The sequence below is a fragment of the Pleionea litopenaei genome (genome assembly GCF_031198435.1).
Classification (GTDB): domain Bacteria; phylum Pseudomonadota; class Gammaproteobacteria; order Enterobacterales; family Kangiellaceae; genus Pleionea; species Pleionea litopenaei.
The window spans coordinates 1,079,578-1,096,069 of sequence record NZ_CP133548.1; the positions used below are offsets into that span (position 1 = coordinate 1,079,578).

General features: G+C 42.1%; 16 protein-coding genes. 3 read left to right on the forward strand and 13 right to left on the reverse strand.

What is annotated here, in order from left to right; all coding sequences use genetic code 11:
• Window positions 1-40: 40 nt before the first annotated feature.
• The 11 genes from Q9312_RS04770 to Q9312_RS04820 all read right to left on the reverse strand — a co-directional run bounded on the left by Q9312_RS04770 (window position 41) and on the right by Q9312_RS04820 (window position 10,183).
• On the reverse strand, window positions 41-1,582 hold the full coding sequence (locus Q9312_RS04770; protein ID WP_309203435.1) for an AbgT family transporter: 1,542 nt from the start codon (window positions 1,580-1,582) through the stop codon (window positions 41-43).
• Between the two features lie 107 nt (window positions 1,583-1,689).
• Window positions 1,690-2,280 (reverse strand): DUF3833 domain-containing protein, encoded by a 591-nt coding sequence (locus Q9312_RS04775; RefSeq protein WP_309203436.1) that lies wholly within the window; start codon window positions 2,278-2,280, stop codon window positions 1,690-1,692.
• A complete protein-coding gene (locus Q9312_RS04780; protein WP_309203437.1) occupies window positions 2,281-2,799 on the reverse strand; it encodes a chalcone isomerase family protein in 519 nt (172 codons plus the stop codon).
• Between the two features lies 1 nt (window position 2,800).
• Complete coding sequence (locus tag Q9312_RS04785; protein WP_309203438.1) at window positions 2,801-3,334, reverse strand: DUF2878 domain-containing protein; 534 nt, start codon at window positions 3,332-3,334, stop codon at window positions 2,801-2,803.
• A 3-nt stretch (window positions 3,335-3,337) separates the two neighbouring features.
• Window positions 3,338-4,576 carry a class I SAM-dependent methyltransferase gene (locus Q9312_RS04790; protein ID WP_309203439.1) on the reverse strand — a complete coding sequence of 413 codons (1,239 nt, stop codon included), beginning with the start codon at window positions 4,574-4,576 and terminating at the stop codon, window positions 3,338-3,340.
• Entirely contained in the window at window positions 4,569-5,387 is an 819-nt protein-coding gene (locus tag Q9312_RS04795; protein WP_309203440.1) for a DUF1365 domain-containing protein, read from the reverse strand. Before Q9312_RS04795 ends, Q9312_RS04790 begins: the two co-directional genes overlap by 8 nt.
• The gene (locus Q9312_RS04800) at window positions 5,374-6,648 is read right to left on the reverse strand and encodes an NAD(P)/FAD-dependent oxidoreductase (protein ID WP_309203442.1); all 1,275 of its coding nucleotides are present in this window, start codon (window positions 6,646-6,648) and stop codon (window positions 5,374-5,376) included. The genes Q9312_RS04795 and Q9312_RS04800 overlap by 14 nt, the downstream gene beginning before the upstream one ends.
• Window positions 6,648-7,391 (reverse strand): SDR family NAD(P)-dependent oxidoreductase, encoded by a 744-nt coding sequence (locus Q9312_RS04805; RefSeq protein WP_309203443.1) that lies wholly within the window; start codon window positions 7,389-7,391, stop codon window positions 6,648-6,650. The genes Q9312_RS04800 and Q9312_RS04805 overlap by 1 nt, the downstream gene beginning before the upstream one ends.
• Complete coding sequence (locus tag Q9312_RS04810) at window positions 7,388-7,846, reverse strand: nuclear transport factor 2 family protein (RefSeq protein WP_309203444.1); 459 nt, start codon at window positions 7,844-7,846, stop codon at window positions 7,388-7,390. Before Q9312_RS04810 ends, Q9312_RS04805 begins: the two co-directional genes overlap by 4 nt.
• Entirely contained in the window at window positions 7,839-9,242 is a 1,404-nt protein-coding gene (locus Q9312_RS04815) for a cryptochrome/photolyase family protein (RefSeq protein ID WP_309203445.1), read from the reverse strand. Before Q9312_RS04815 ends, Q9312_RS04810 begins: the two co-directional genes overlap by 8 nt.
• The gene (locus Q9312_RS04820; protein WP_309203447.1) at window positions 9,242-10,183 is read right to left on the reverse strand and encodes a YbgA family protein; all 942 of its coding nucleotides are present in this window, start codon (window positions 10,181-10,183) and stop codon (window positions 9,242-9,244) included. Before Q9312_RS04820 ends, Q9312_RS04815 begins: the two co-directional genes overlap by 1 nt.
• Before the next feature lie 164 nt (window positions 10,184-10,347).
• On the opposite strand from Q9312_RS04820, the gene Q9312_RS04825 reads away from it, so the two are divergent.
• Window positions 10,348-10,959, forward strand: coding sequence for a hypothetical protein (locus Q9312_RS04825; RefSeq protein WP_309203448.1), 612 nt, complete (start codon window positions 10,348-10,350; stop codon window positions 10,957-10,959).
• Between the two features lie 63 nt (window positions 10,960-11,022).
• Here Q9312_RS04825 and Q9312_RS04830 read toward each other — a convergent pair whose 3' ends face one another.
• Window positions 11,023-12,756 carry a DUF885 domain-containing protein gene (locus tag Q9312_RS04830; protein WP_309203449.1) on the reverse strand — a complete coding sequence of 578 codons (1,734 nt, stop codon included), beginning with the start codon at window positions 12,754-12,756 and terminating at the stop codon, window positions 11,023-11,025.
• A 66-nt stretch (window positions 12,757-12,822) separates the two neighbouring features.
• On the opposite strand from Q9312_RS04830, the gene Q9312_RS04835 reads away from it, so the two are divergent.
• On the forward strand, window positions 12,823-13,581 hold the full coding sequence (locus Q9312_RS04835) for a phytanoyl-CoA dioxygenase family protein (RefSeq protein ID WP_309203450.1): 759 nt from the start codon (window positions 12,823-12,825) through the stop codon (window positions 13,579-13,581).
• Window positions 13,582-13,775: 194 nt separating this feature from the next.
• Here Q9312_RS04835 and cysK read toward each other — a convergent pair whose 3' ends face one another.
• A complete protein-coding gene (cysK, locus tag Q9312_RS04840; RefSeq protein ID WP_309203451.1) occupies window positions 13,776-14,738 on the reverse strand; it encodes a cysteine synthase A in 963 nt (320 codons plus the stop codon).
• 677 nt (window positions 14,739-15,415) lie between these two features.
• Between cysK and Q9312_RS04845 the strand changes: the two genes are divergently transcribed.
• A complete protein-coding gene (locus Q9312_RS04845; protein ID WP_309203452.1) occupies window positions 15,416-16,429 on the forward strand; it encodes a LysR substrate-binding domain-containing protein in 1,014 nt (337 codons plus the stop codon).
• Window positions 16,430-16,492: the final 63 nt, after the last annotated feature.

Below are 16,492 nucleotides of genomic sequence, written 5' to 3' on the forward strand. Positions count from 1 at the left end.
CTCCTTCAATTATCCGATAATGCTTAAATGCAATTACGATCTAAGCTGGGTATCCATAACTTGCTTGCAACCCGAGTGGAATACCAAGCCACCAGTAAAGCATTAAGAACAAAGTCCAACCGATCAAGAGCGCAATACTGTAGGGTAACATTATTGAAATAAGCGTTCCGATTCCAACTGACTTCACATAACGCTGGCAATACACAACAACTAATGGAAAATAAGGCATTAGTGGCGTAATGATATTGGTGGTTGAGTCGCCCACGCGATAAGCTGCTTGAGTCAAATCAGGGGAAATACCCAGCTGCATTAGCATCGGTACAAATATAGGCGCCAATAATCCCCATTTTGCAGAGCTAGAACCTACAAACAGATTCACTATGCCGGTTAGTATAATTATACCAACAATGGTCACGCCACTTGGTAATGAAGCAGACTTAAGTACCTCTGCGCCTTCAATTGCCATTAGAGCGCCAATATTTGACTTATAAAATGCATCAATAAATAAGGCACAGAAGAATGCCATGACGATATAGTAAGCCATGGAATTCATCGACTTAGACATGGCATTAATGACATCTCTTGAGCTTTTAAACTGCCCAGAAAGAAAGCCGTATACGGTGCCAGGAATAACAAATAACAAAAATATTAAGGGGACTATCGATTGCATTAATGGTGCAGTAAAACGAGTTAGATCGCCCTCTGGTGAACGTAACGGAGAATCTGAGTAACTCGCCGCCCAGAACAACATGCCCAACCCAGCAATCATAACCGCAGCCGCGATCCAAAAACTCTGTCGATCCTTTTGCGTTAAATCATCGAAACTTGGTAGTTTGTCATCTTCAGCCGTCTCAACAGGCGTTGACTTTAGTCTCGGTTCAATTATTTTATCGGTAATGTACCAGCCTACTAACACGATAAATAGGCTCGACGCAGAAGTAAAAAACCAATTGTTTAAAGGATTGATCTGAATATCTGACTGAATAATTTGAGCACCACTTTGAGTAAAGCTTTGCAATAACGGATCAATTCCCGATGGAATAAAGTTAGCACCAAACCCTCCCGACACTCCGGCAAAAGCCGCTGCAATTCCCGCAACTGGATGACGACCCATTGCATAAAAGATAATGCCAGCTAACGGAATAACTAATACGTACCCAGCATCGGTTGCGGTGTGACTCACGATGGCAATAAGAATGATCGACGGCGTAAGCAAAGCTTGAGGGGTGACTCTAAGCATCAGCTTTAAACCAGTATTAATGAATCCAGAGTGTTCAGCGACACCAACACCCAGCATAGCTACCAACACAACTCCTAAAGGTGCAAAGCCAGTAAAGGTTTTGACCATACCAGAGAGAAAACTCGCCATTGAGTCTCCAGATAAGAGGTTGTTAATCACGATCGCCTTACCGGTTCTCGGATCGATGGCAGAAAAGTCTATGGTAGAAAACCAGAATGACAGCCCCCAGATGATTACCATAGCAATTAAAAAGATCATTGCAGGATCTGGAAGCTTATTTCCTATTCGCTCAATCGTATTGAGCGCACGCATAATTAAGCTGGTTTGCGTTGCTTGAGTCATTGGACATCCCTTACTTTTATTCTTTTACCCGCAAAGATGCCAGTGCCCTTCAAGATTTGCAAGTTTAATTAAGATTTCTAGAAGCTAACGGCTTATTAATGCGGGACTTATTGCTTTTGTATGAATAAGGTTACTTGCCCAACTTCAATTCCGAATTTAGTGACCGACGCTTTGTTGATGACACTGCGCTCATCAAGCAAATACATCCAGTCATTAAAGGTAAGTTGATACTCTGTATCGTCGACGGGTAGCAAAAGATCATATGACCAATTGAGTGCGAAGCCTTCTACTTCACCTATGGCTTCCCCTACCACATCTGACGCGGTGCCGCGATAGCGCCCTTCGGACAGCTTTTCAAGGTACCATATTCTTTTTTGTTTCTCTCCATCATCGTAAATAAAGTCTTCATCAAGCACTCCCTTAGATCCTTGCCAACTCCCCTCCATATCTACCTTGAATCGACGAGTAACTTTTCCACTCCGATCTTGAAATGTACCCCATGCGATCAGCTTACCCTCGAAAAATTCTTCTAATTTAAAAGCTGGTTGCGACGCCTGATAATCTTCTATCGATACGGCACATCCCGTCAAGAACCCGGCTAAAACAGACATTACACAAATGCGAAAAAAACATTTAGTTTTTGAAGCATTTCCTTTGAACGAACCTTTTTCTTTAAATCGAAACAGTTTTCTTAACATTTACCCTCTCCTTGAGAGTTGAAGCAAGTCGCGACGTAAGCTTTTTGCCGAGGTATCTTCAGCTAACCAAATAGCCAAAAAACAGGGGGCGAAATTCTGATCGTGAAGCGTTCCGATTTCTTTTTGATTATGTAGAAACGTAGCTGATCCATTTTCTGCAACTTTTAGGGTTAACTGATCGCCCTGTGACAGGTTCGGCCAAATATTTTCGAGCAGCTTTACCCAATCCTGCCGCGATTGACACAAATCCGTTTTTGAAATGGCTAAGTTATTCCATTCATCCACCGTTGTTTCAATCAGTTCATCACGTTCGATATCAATATCGTATATAATTTTGAATTCAAGTGGGCGGACTTGATAAGCAGGCTTACTGTTCTCTGGTGTAAAACGGAGATAAGCGTCATAGACTTTAATTCCCCACCATCGATAAGTCGCCGACGATGAACGTTCCTCGCCTTGAATCGCAGCAACTTTTGACACACTGAAGACAAGCAAGCTAAGCATCAATAGTTTCAACATTCTAGTCTCCCACATGCTTAAGTATCACTCGGTTATTTGGCTGAGTTCTGTGCAAAAACCCAAATAAGCTCATGGCCAGTCCCCAAGCTATTGCAATGATAAAATAGTCAGTAGAATCTCTTACGGTGAATGCATCAAACTGTACACCGCCCCAGTAAGCGACAGGACCAATAACCACGCCGCCTAGAAACGATAAGACCTTACTATTCATCATCCAACTTAAACTGACCGACAAAGTACTAGCGAACAGAAACCACAATAAACACAGCCACATGGGTAAAATGGTCAATGATGACGAGAATTCATAGACGCCTAAATAAGTAAGAATTGTGTCCATAGAAATCCCCGCTACGGCGATTTGCACGGTCAATGCCATGCGTACTTTACTCCAAGGTTCGGCTAAATATAGCCAAACCAATAGTGCAGCCACTATAAAAACAGCATAGCTATTGTGAAGAAACGCACAGGCCAACCAGCCCACCTGAAAAGCAATGTAATTATTTAAAAGTTTTGACGGCTTGAAACGATGGTGCACCTGTCACTCCTTGCGAAATACAAAATGAGCGACATCGATGCGATCTTGCCAAAAGCCTCCCTCACAATAGTGAAAGTAGAAATTCCACATTCGGCGAAATCTTTCATCGTAACCAAACTGCCGTATTTCACTCCACTCGTTATTAAAGCGAGCCCTCCAATCAGCTAAGGTTCTAGCATAATCGTATCCAAATGAGAAAAATGACGTACTTTTTAAACGCGTGTGTTGCTGTGTAATTGACTCAATGATTTCGCGACTTGGCAGTGCTCCGCCAGGAAAGATATATTTTTGAATAAAGTCTTCTCCGCGTCGATATTGGTCGTAGCGAGCGTGATCAATAAGTATTGACTGAATAAGCAGTTTGCCCTTTTCTTTTAATAGTGAATCACAAATTTGAAAATAACTCTGAAAATATTCATGCCCAACGGCTTCGATCATCTCAATTGAAACAATTTTGTCGTAGCTGCCAGTTAAGTCTCGATAGTCCTTTTTTAGCAATGTAATTTTATCACCTAAGCCCTTCTCTTTTACTAAAGCTTCTGTGTAAGCAAATTGCTCTTCCGACAAGGTTGTCGTTGTCACTTTGCATCCATATTTTTCTGCCGCATAAACAGCCAAACCACCCCAACCAGTCCCAATTTCTAATAAATGATCCGAGGCACAAAGATCGAGTGATTCGCAAATTACTTTCAACTTGTTCAGTGACGCTTCATGCAACGATGCGTTCTCGCTAGGGTAAATGGCTGCCGAATACAACATCGTTGGATCTAAAAACCGCGAATAAAGCTCGTTACCTAAATCGTAGTGCGCTTCAATATTTGCCTTAGCCTTGCTTTTAGTGTTTCTTTTAAGCCAAGACAACAATGGTCGTATTGGACGTTTGACCCATTCCACCAAAGCTTCGATCCTATCGATTACCGCGAGGTTAGCTGAAAAAAGCTCAATCACAGAGGTCACATCAGTTGAAGTCCACCACCCTTCTATGTAGGCCTCTCCAGCACCAATGGAGCCACCGCTAACAAGCTTTGAATAAAACCGTTCATCGTTTACTTCGATCTCTGCAACAATTTCAGACGACCCACCAAAACGGTACTCCTGACCACGCTCTCGCAACGTTAGCTGCCCGACCTTGAGCTGTTGCATGAAAGCAAAAACCATGCGTTTTGCGAGCAGTCTTGAAACCAAACTGGGTTGCGTCGATGTATTTTTTAATTTATGAGTTATCAATCGGCTATTACTCACCAGTCTTCTCCATCTTAGATTTTGGGTGACTATAAAAGGGTATACGCTTGATGAACAACTTCAGAGCCTGCCAATAAATACCCACCACTGTTTTTAGGCTCAACATCGGCTGCTTCGCAATTGCTCTATAAAAACTGTCGGAGTTCAGAGGTTCACGTTGGTAGTGAAAATTTGCGGTAAATACAACAGCGGCACTACGAGTTAGAGCAAGATTCAAACTCACTCGTTTATCGCTAAAAGCGCACTGCCAATGATAATTCATGTTTAAATCATTAAAGGGTGATACATGAAATTTCTTTTCATCTTCCCAAGTTGCATTATCATCTTTAGGGATCGCATAGCTGTAAATATGTCGTTCATTCCAAGGCGTATTACTCACTTCAGCCATGACATAAAGCAAGCGATTATTACAAATAAAGTAGTACACTGAGATTGGGTTAAAGACACAGTTTAAAAAGCGCCATTGACTCAACATTAAAACCTCGACTGAAGGATCCTTGTGGCTAAGACAGTTTATATCCTCATCACTCGGATGCTTTAAATGAGCGAGACAGACCCTTAACGCTCTAGAATACAGATCCTCTCCATCAATTTGAAATTGTGAAAGGTAGTCCACATCGTGAAAGGAATAGATGTTAAAGCCATTGTAGCTAACTAAAGGAGAAAGGTTGGCAATTTCACTTCTATGTCGTAAATTGATCATAGGCATGTGCATCTTGTACTTAAAAGCATGCTTTTTCGGAGAAAAACGTTTATGAAAAACTTCTCCATGGCACATTGAATGCTCAGAAAACGACTTAAAGGATTTCAATGTCAACTCCTAGAGCTTTCACAACATCAAGCCCACTTCGTACGCCATCTTCATGAAAACCCGCATACCAATAGGCCCCACAGAACCATAGATTATCCTTCCCATTGATTGTGTTTCTTTGGGCTTGAGCTTCCAATGTTCCCTTATCGTAAACAGGATGAGCATACTGATATTGACCAAGAATTTTCTCTTCCGCAATTGCATTAGTGTCGTTAAGAGTCACTATAAATTGCGTCTGACAATTCAATCGCTGCAAGATATTCATACTATAAGACAGCGTCGCTGTTTCCGTCTGACCTGAGCGAATTTTATAATTCCAACTTGACCAAGTTGACCGTAAAGTCGGAAGTAGAGACTGGTCAGTGTGCAAAACCACTTCATTATTGCTGTAGGAAATTTTACTTAGAATATCTCGAGCGTCAGACTTTTGCTCAGGTAAAAGAGCCATTGCTTCATCCGAATGGCAAGCAAATATCACGTGTTCAAATTCACACTCTTCACCATTATCCAGTCTAATCAGCCAACTATTAGACATATTATCTTCAGCTGGAATAACCGATTGAATTTTTGATGTACACCTTACTGTAAAAGACGATTGTTCAAGCAAAGCTTTGACATAACTTTTGGACCCATTTCTTATTACTGACCATTGAGGTCTATCTTCAATGTTTAATAGGCCATGATTTTTAAAAAAGCGGATAAAGTACAACGCTGGAAATTCATACATCTTGGCCAAGCCACTTGACCAAATAGCGGCACCCATTGGAATGATGTACTGTTCAACGAAGCGTTGCGACATATTAAGTTCCTTGACATATTCTCCCAACGTTAAATCTTCAGGTAGCTCACCTTGCTCTAAACGTTCCTTCGATATTTTATTGAACTTAACGATATCTTTGATGAACCGCCAATGTTTTAAGCTAAACCAATTCTTCTTTTGTGCAAACATCGTCGCCAAAGAGGTTCCACTGTACTCCAACCCGCTATTTTCACAGCTTACAGAAAAACCCATATCTGTCGCTAACGAATCAACACCTAACGAATTCAATAGTCGAATGAAATTTGGATACGTCCAGTCATTAAAGACGATAAACCCCGTATCAATATCAAACTCGCCCTCAGCGACCGAGACGGTTTTTGTCGCGGTATGCCCCCCCACATAGTCATTCTTTTCAAAAACAGTAACGTCGAAATCATTTTGCAGATAATGCGCACACGTTAAACCAGAAATACCACTTCCTATCACAGCGATTTTTTTCATTATTCTCTCACCAATTTTGAGCCGATTTTGTATTGAAGTGCATCAGGTAGCATCCCTAATAGTTTGAGCATAAAAATAAAAAACCACGGAAAGTCATTCTTTCTACGCCCCTTTATAATTGAACTGTACATCGTACTTGCAGCTTTATCTGCAGTCAGCTTCATCGGCATAGAAAAATCATTCTTGTCAGTTAATGGTGTTTCAACAAAACCAGGATGAGCTATAGTAAAAACAATTTCTGGATAGCTTAACCGAAGAGTCCGAAAAAAGTAGCTCAGAGCTGCTTTCGAAGCTCCGTACGCTTCTGCTCTCGGCAACGGGAAAAAATACGCTGAGCTACTGGTAACAACGAAACTTGAGAGCTGTGTCCGCCAGCTTTTTAACAGGACCTTAGCGCCTATTACATTGGCGAAAAAGTTAACTTCGAAAACTCGACGAACCAGTTCCTCGTCAATGTCTCCCTTATCCATATATTCGCAAGTACCTGCATTCAGAATAATGATTGATGGAATTTTTCCGATACTCTCAACCTCTTTAACGATCTCAGACCAACTGTCTTTTTTGGTTATATCGAAGTTTAAGCCTACAAAGTTTGCCTGCTTACTTTGCAATTCCTTTAATTTCTCCACGCTCCTCGCGATACCAAGAACACAATATCCCTCTTGAATAAACTTACTAACTAGGCTCTCTCCGATTCCTGAGGTAGCTCCGGTTATTAGAACGACTTTATTCTTCTGAGTCATTTTGCTATGCGCCTTTTAATCGCTCTTGTTACACCGCCGTACAGGGGAATATTTTCGTAGATCATTGCTCCTAAATCATAAAAGTCGCAGTGATAATGAATTTTTTTCTCAAAACATATCTTTGTAGCACCCGGAATAGTTACCCATTCACCGCGATTCAACCGTGGATGGATAAAGGACAATGACCAGTCTAGAAAGGCAGTTGATTGATTATCGACAACGTCAAGCACGGTGATTTGATATTGATGCAGATTCTTGTACATCGTCTCCATATAACGGTAGACATTTTCAAAACCGCTGATTCGATGCACTGGGTCAATAAATTCAATGTCTTCGGCGTATATATCGTGCAATATCTCGAGGTTATTTGCACTTAACGACTGATAAACTTGAATGAATCTATCGACAATATTGTCTTGTGAAAAAACAGTTGCTGCGTCTACCAATTTAGTCATCCTCAGACTCCTTAGCCACCTTAAATTGTTCAATGGCTTTCTTGCGGCTATCTTTAATGTCTACCATGCAGCTTGGATAGTTCGGTAAAGGCTTTTGCTCGAACTGATGAATCGCTTTAGAAGGTAAAGACTGCAAAGGCTCTATCCACTTACGAATAAACTCGGCGTCCGGATCAAAGCGTTCGGCTTGTGAGACTGGATTAAATACGCGAAAATAAGGCGCAGCATCCGTTCCAATGGAGGCACTCCATTGCCACCCACCATTGTTTGAGGCATAGTCAAAGTCGTACAAGTGTTGCGCAAAGAAACGTTCTCCCCACCGCCAATCAATCCAAAGGTTTTTACAGAGAAAACTCGCTACAACCATACGTAGTCGATTGTGCATCCAACCCGTCGTTAAAAGCTGTCTCATTGCTGAGTCAACAATCGGCACTCCAGTGCTACCTGCGCACCACTTTTCGAAATCGTCTTCAGAACGATTCCAATGTATTTTTTTATCGACAGGAAGGAACCCTTGTCCTCGCGCTACATAAGGAAAGTGCCACATAACTGAACGATAGAAATCTCTCCAGATTAACTCTTTGATCCAAGTTTTAGCGCCCTCCCCTCTTTTCGCTCTCGCAAATTCATAGCACCGTCGAATGGATACACTGCCAATCGCTAATGCGGGTGAAATTTGAGATGTACCGGGAATTGCAGGAAAGTCACGGTCCTTCTTGTAATCAATAATCGAGTCATCAACAAAGTCAGCCAACTGTTTATGTACATTATTCTCTGAAATATCTGGACAAAATTTCGCTGTTGGCTTTACCTCATCAAGATCACTATTAGAAACCGTTTGAAAGGCATTTAGATTTTCCTTCGCACGTGCAGTCGGCATTGACAATGGGTGAATTGGCGACTTATCCATTGCTTCATAGACGGCTTTGGAGAAAGGCGTGAAAACTTTAAATGGTGTACCCTGCTTACTCAATACATCCCATGGCGCAACTAAGGAATCCGCGACATACCGATGACAGTTTGTTTTGTTCGACAACACCTGACAGGCCTGCTTGTCCCTTTGTCGCTCGTTGTAGGCGTATTCAATATTTAAATGCAGGTCTGTAATCGCTAAGTCGTCGATAACTTGAGACAACCTATCAATCGAGCTGGCAAAATCGTCACTGGTAAGTATGATCAGTTTTATATTTAGTTGTTCAAGTGATTGAGATAAGTTAGAAAGCGCCTTCTGAATCAAGTACTGTTGATTGCGACCTACATCATGCGCAGCAAACTGCTTCGCACAATAAAAATAAATTGCGACGACTGCATCGTCTTTACTTGCACACGCATGACTAAGAGCTGGATGATCGTCTACTCGAAGATCGTTTCGAAACCAAACTAAATGCCGTTTCATTATTGAACCACCACTCTTATCGCTAGCTCTTTTGGGTAAGGATGAAGAAAACTCTGCTGCTCTACATAAGGATCTTTATGATGAGCAAAATGATGCTTTAGTAAAGTTAATGGAGACATAAGAGGCAAAACGCCTTGCCGGTACTCCAGAATCACTTGAGCTAACTCTTGGCGATCTTGACTACTCAAGTTGTGCTTTAAATAGCCTTGTAAATGCATCAACACATTTGTATTGTTTTTGCGAGTCGCTACCTTCTTGAATCCATTCATTAAATGCTCAATGTAACGACTGCTTTCTGCTTCAATATTTTTAGCATTAATTTTTGCAACTAATGGACCTAAGAATCGGTAGGTTTTCTGGCAATGGGACAATAAACTAAGTTTGTGTCGTGCATGAAACTTTTGAATTAAGGCGGGCGTTAAACCTTGCTCAACCAACTGCTTCCACTCATGATAAATAAACACCCGCTTTATAAAACTGTCTCTCAGTAACGGATCATTCAAGCGACCGTCTTCCTCGACTGGCAGATTTGGCTGAAGTTGTTTAACTTTGGCTGCAAATATCCCAACACCATCTCTCTGAGCGTGTCCTTTGGAGTTATAAACTTTTACCCTCTCTATACCGCAACTAGGGGAGCCTTTACAAAAGATATACCCGGCCATATTAGCAAGCCTGTCGGCATTGATATCAGCGTAAGAAGCAAGCTCATCTGTAAAATCCTGGCTTTCATCGTGACCAAACACTGCTCGAGGGTTCTCGGCGGAGCCGACCAATCGAAGTGTTCTACGAGGTGTACCCATTCCGATCCCAACCTCGGGGCACAACGGCTCAAACGTAAAGAACTGTGCCAACGATTCGGTACAAAAACGGCTGTGCTTGTGTCCGCCGTCGAAGCGCACCGGTGCGCCCAATAAACAATGACTAATTCCTACTCTGATCATACCCTTTCCTCAACGATTCCTTTGCTTATACGACTATTAAACAATATTAGATTCTTTAAAAGAATCAAATACCTACAAAATCTCAAAAGATTAATTTTTGATCAGTTGCGAAAGGGAACCAGAGTGATATGCTTACCTGAGGAATTAAGCACTTAAGCGATCATATGAAAGCAATTTATCTCTCTCTTTTTACTTTATTACTGATGGCTTTTCATGGGTCGATAGCCGCCAATGAAGCTATCGAAAGTATTCAGACGACTCAGTGGTCGATAGGAATCGGTTATCACCACTTCGATAAACAATCAGCCATTGACGAGTGCGTCGACGATGAGGCATCTAGGCTAACGCTGCAGTATGGAGAGCAAGATGGTCGATTGATCTTTAACTTTGGTATGTCGAGTTACCTTTTAAAAGACTATTGTCAATTTGATGTCGTGGTAGTTGATGGTTGGGGCTACCGGTACCGTGATCGCTCGTATGCCAGTAACATCGGAATCTTTGGTGAGCTCGGCTACAGCTTCCCTATTACTCCGCGGAAAACTCACTTCAACCTGCTAACCGGTATCGAAAAATCATGGTCTGAAAGGGAAATTGGAGGATGCTACAACTGCTACTCTGAAAATATCGATATCGAGGGTGTGTTCTACGTTAAACCAGAACTGGTCTTCTATACCGAGCAAGACTTTTTGATCGCCCTCAGTTACCAGTATTTTCCTAACAATGAGGTTAAAGGCGGGTTTAGCATCAATTTTGGAATGCGCACAAACATGTTCTAGACAGCTTGACGATATCGTCAAAGCTGTCTTTCCAAAACCTGCGCAATCGCCTTTCAGTTAAAGTTATTGCTTAGCGATCCATTGTTCAATTTGCTGCTCTAATATTGCAAGTGTCACTGGGCCATAAGACAAGATTTCATCATGGAATGCGCGAATATCAAACTTGTCACCCAATCGTTTCTCTGCCCTTTGCCGTAGCTCAACAATTTTAATTTCCCCCATCTTGTACGAGAGCGCTTGTCCTGGCCAAGCAATGTAACGGTCAATCTCGGTTCTTACATTGTGTTTAGACAATGCGGTATTATCTTCCATGAAAGTGATGGCCTTTTGTCGGCTCCATCCTTTCGCATGCATGCCTGTGTCGACTACTAGTCGAATCGCCCGCCACATTTCATAGCTAAGTCTACCAAACTGGCTATAAGGATCTTGATAAAAGCCCGCCTCTATCCCAAGCTTCTCGCAGTACAAAGCCCACCCCTCTCCATAGGCTGATATGTATGACTGACGACGAAAAGTCGGTAATTGATCTTGCTCTTTGGTCAAAGCTATTTGTAAATGGTGCCCAGGTACCGCTTCATGCAAGGTTAATGCCTCTAAAACGTAAAGAGGACGCTTATCAAGCGCGTAGGTGTTCACCCAATACAGCCCCGGGCGATGAGAATCTAATGGAGCACCAACGTAACGACCAGTGGTATACCTAGGTGCAATTGAGGCTGGTACCGGCTCTACTCCATAAGGTTGACGAGGTAAACGGCCAAAATACTTAGGTAATACAGCATCCGCTTTCTTCGCTATATACGCGGCTTCTTTCAACAACTCTTCAGGGGTTGATGCATAAAATCTTGGATCACTTCTTAGAAACTCAATAAACTCAGCAAAACTACCGTCAAAACCACTTGATTTAATGACCTCTAACATCTCAGCTTTAATTCGAGAAACTTCTTTTAAGCCTATTTGATGAATGTCTTCTGCGCTCAAATCTAACGTTGTGTAATAACGAATTTGTTGCTTGTAATATTGATCGCCACCGGGAATGTCGGTAATTGCTATGCTTTCGCGAGCATGTGGCAAGTAGTCTTTTTCTAAAAATGCGACAAAACGTTTAATCGACGGTATAACTTTTTCGATAATTACTTTACGACCTCTTTGCTGCGCTTGTCGCAACTTTGATTTAGACAGCGATGGATTTATTTGTCGCAAAGGCTGATACATCGGATGTTCCTCAGCTTTATCGCTGATTAAAACCATTAAGGGCTTTTCGAAGTCCGCTAAAACGACTTTCGGTAACATCTGATTTTTACTAACCGCTAACTTTAAATTATTTTCCCATTGTTCAAAATAGCTTGGAATTGCTTCTAGTTTCTCCAAATAGAACGTAACCTCTTCGACTTTGTTCAGTTGAGTAATCTCTCCCAGCCTTAATAACTCGAAATAGAAGCCGGTATCACCGTACATAGGAAAGAGATAAGACTGAGAGTCAACCTCTGCAATTTGCGACTCAACAAAGAACCGCAACATCGCTAAATTGATTTTCGCTGCCTCTGTTTGACGTTGGGCTTCAAAGTGAGCAATGTCCTCTAACAACGTCGCATAAAAGTCTCTACGCTGTTGGTAGGCAGCTGGGGAATTATCAAAAAATCCACCTCGTCGCATTTCCGATGAAGGATGATCATGTCGAGGGTATTGATCTCTTTCAAAACTCGCGTACTGCTCGAACAATTCTTCTAGGCCATTTGCTTGGGCAAATAAACAGGGTACCCAAAAAATGAGAGTAAATAACAGAAGGGACTTTCTCATAAGCTGATCCAAATTTATAATAGCGGTGGTCCCCATTTTAAATTGAGTAGTAGAGTCGTCAAGCAAATGTTATCTCCTTCGCAAGTCAATGATTTTCATCAACAAGGTTATTTGTTGTTACGCGACTTTATACCCAAAGACATTTGGCAACCTGCGTTAGAAATTGCTAAACAGCACTTAGTCGAACGTGTTAAACCATTTGAGTTAGAATCTGAACTCCAATACCCCGGAGCCCCCTCTCCAGAGCAGGATCCCGAAAGAGTGATACGCCGTCTACTGCAAGCGGCAGACAGAGATCAGTCCTTCTATCAATGCGCAACCCATTCAAATGTTGTTTCAGCAATAGAACAACTATTAAATAATTCTGCCTTATTAGTTCGAGCACATCATAACTGCATCATGACAAAGCAGCCTGCGTTTAGTAGCGACAGTTGGTGGCATCAAGATATTCGATACTGGAAGTACAGCAAAGGCAATTTGATTTCAGCTTGGTTTGCATTAGGAGCAGAAAGTTCCGATAACGGGGGTTTAATGGTCATTCCAGGTAGCCACAAAGAAGTATTTAGTGCTGAGCAGTTCGATAGTAAGAGCTTCTTTAGACAAGATATTAAACAGAACCAAACGATTCTAAAGCAAAAAGTTCATTTGAACTTAGACGCGGGTGACTTATTGTTGTTTCATTGCAGACTATTGCACGCAGCGACTCGGAACTATACTGAAGCAACCAAACTGGCCGCTGTATTCACTTACCGAGAGGAGTATGATTGCCCAGTCCCTAACTCCCGCTCAGCATCGCTGCCGGATGTTCGATTAGACAGCGAGTAACCTTTTTCAATGGTCTTCTCGTGATCACCTTCATGTTCGTTTTTGGAGACTCGAGTGTTCTCATCTGAAAATGACGGAGTAACCTCTAAGATTTCGAGAGACTCCAAGGGTTGGCTTTCAAACAATCGCAACCAACTGGGCAACCAACCCTTTTTTTGCTTTGATCCTTCTGACATTAGCTCAAAACCAAAGCCTTAACCGACGCCTAATGAATCAAGCCATTCATCATCAGAGTCTTCTGTTATGTCTTCGAAAAGGAAGGTACTTAAGTAGCGTTCCCCCGTATCAGGCAGCATGGCTAAAATGGTGCTTCCCGCCGGCGCCTGTTCAGCTACTTTTAGCGCGGTTGCTAGTGTACCACCAGCGGAGATGCCTACGAAAATACCCTCTTCTCGTGCTAAACGAAGTGACGTATCTCGCGCCACCTCATCATCAACCGGTATCACTTGATCGATGATTTCTCGATTCATTACCGCCGGAATAAAGTCTGGAGTCCAACCTTGGATTTTATGCGGCTTCCATTCGTTTCCTGCTAAAAGCGCTGCACCAGATGGCTCAGTACCGATCACTTGAATATCCGGTCGAGCGACTTTTAATACCTCTCCGACGCCTGTAATTGTGCCACCAGTACCATAACCACTCACAAAGTAATCGAGAGAGTGCCCTGCAAAATCACGCAGTATCTCAGCTGCCGTCGTATTTCGGTGGTATGCAGGATTCGCTTGATTTTCAAACTGTCGAGCCAAGAACCAGCCATTTTGTTCAGCTAAGTGCTCTGCTCGTTTAACCATGCCAGTCGCCTTTTCAGCGGCAGGTGTCAAAATTACCTTTGCGCCCAAAGCCTTCATCAGCTTACGACGCTCAACAGAAAACGTTTCGACCATTGTAGCGACAAAGGGATAGCCTTTAGCCGCACACACCATCGCTAGGGCAATGCCTGTATTTCCAGAGGTTGCTTCGATAACTGTCTGCCCTGGCTTCAACACGCCGCGGCGTTCAGCGTCTTCAATAATGGCAATTGCCAGTCGATCTTTTACTGAAGCCATCGGATTAAAAGATTCTACTTTTACATAAAGGTCGACGTGCGCAGGAGCCAGTCGTTGTAACTTAACGACAGGTGTGTTCCCAATAGTGTCTAAAATTGAATCGTATCGCATGAAACTTCTCCATCTAACCGTAAGAATAACTAACGGTTATATTCTATAAACTGAGTGATTAATGATATACCGCCACTTTAAGTATTGCTTGGGTAGATAAGAAATAAAGGTTGGTACTGATACAATAACTTTTTGTTATGTTCTCATTGGTTAATTATTGACTTATGCCTTTTGGTCATGTAGAAATAGCATATAAGCTTTTCAGACATAAAGACTGCTAGACGTCCAAAAGAGCCGAAGCAGAATTTAAGCTAAAAAAACGCTGTACATTAACGTATATGATATGGTTATAATAATCTCAGATACAATTTGAGATACACTTGAGATAAGAAAGCATTATTTCATTACGATAACCAAAGAATTTATTGAAATAACCAAAGTCATCGAGAAGATTTGAAGCTATGCACAAAATGACCGCTCTCTTTATTAAAACCAAGCCCGTGTATGCATGGACATGTATTACGGCCGAGCGGCATTTGTAAGAGCACAACACTTAAACTACAAAGCCGCCAAGCCTCAAGCAAAGCGGCTTTTTTATTTTTTACGCAACCAAAAAACTGGAGAAAACTATGAAACTCACTACTGTCACTAAACCACACGCCCCAATTTGTACTTTTGCAACCATGGTAATTGGCCAGTCCAGACCACCTTTGCAGAATCAAATAGGGAGATAAAAAATGAAATTACAACAACTTCGTTACTTATTGGCCATCGCTGAAAATGGATTGAATATTACTGCAGCCTCCGAGAAATTGTATACCTCTCAGCCAGGCGTCAGTAAACAGCTAAAATTGCTTGAAGAAGAACTAGGCCTTCGCTTATTTTCTCGAAATGGGAAAAGTCTCGACGGCATTACTTATGCTGGAAACCTAGTGTTAGAAAAAGCCGCCAATATTATGCATGAAGTAGAGAACATCAAACAGCTGGCGCATGAGTTACAAAATGAACAAGAAGGTTCATTATCGATCGGCACTACCCATACTCAGGCGCGATATGTACTTCCCGACATTTTACAGGAGTTCCGTAAACGATACCCAGATGTGAAATTAAACTTGCATCAAGGTACTTCTGAACAAATTTCCGAAATGATGCGAAACGGTTTGATTGACTTTGCCATTGCTAGCAGCAGCGGTGCTAAAAACAGCGATACCGTATCTCTCCCCTGCTACCACTGGGATCGAGCGATACTAATGCCCAAAGATCACCCATTAACGAAGTTGGACGATATTGAACTGAAAGACCTTATTCAGTATCCGATTATTACTTATGTGTTTAATCAAAACGGACATTCATCATTCCGAGATACATTTGCTCGAGAAGGCTTGAGTCCGAATATCGCAATCACTGCAAGAGACGCCGACGTTATCAAAACCTATGTTCGTAAAGGCTTAGGCATCGGTATTGCAGCTAGCATGGCCTATGATCCTGAGACTGACGATGATTTGGTTGCGGTCAGTACTCATGACATATTACCCTCATGCACAACCTGGGTTGGATTTCGCGAAGAGCAATATATTCGTAGCTATATGTATGACTTTATCGAGATGCTTTCTCCACATCTTGATCGCTCAACGGTCAACACAGCAGTGAACGAGTATCGAAGAACAGGTCATATCAATTCGATTGATCAAAATCGATTGCCCTACAAGTTGATTCAACGACCACAAAGCAAAGATCAAATTGCTGCATGAAAGTCTAGTGAGTCCCTCAATTAAAAAAGGCCGCTTAGCGGCCTTTTTTATCTCGTAACTTTT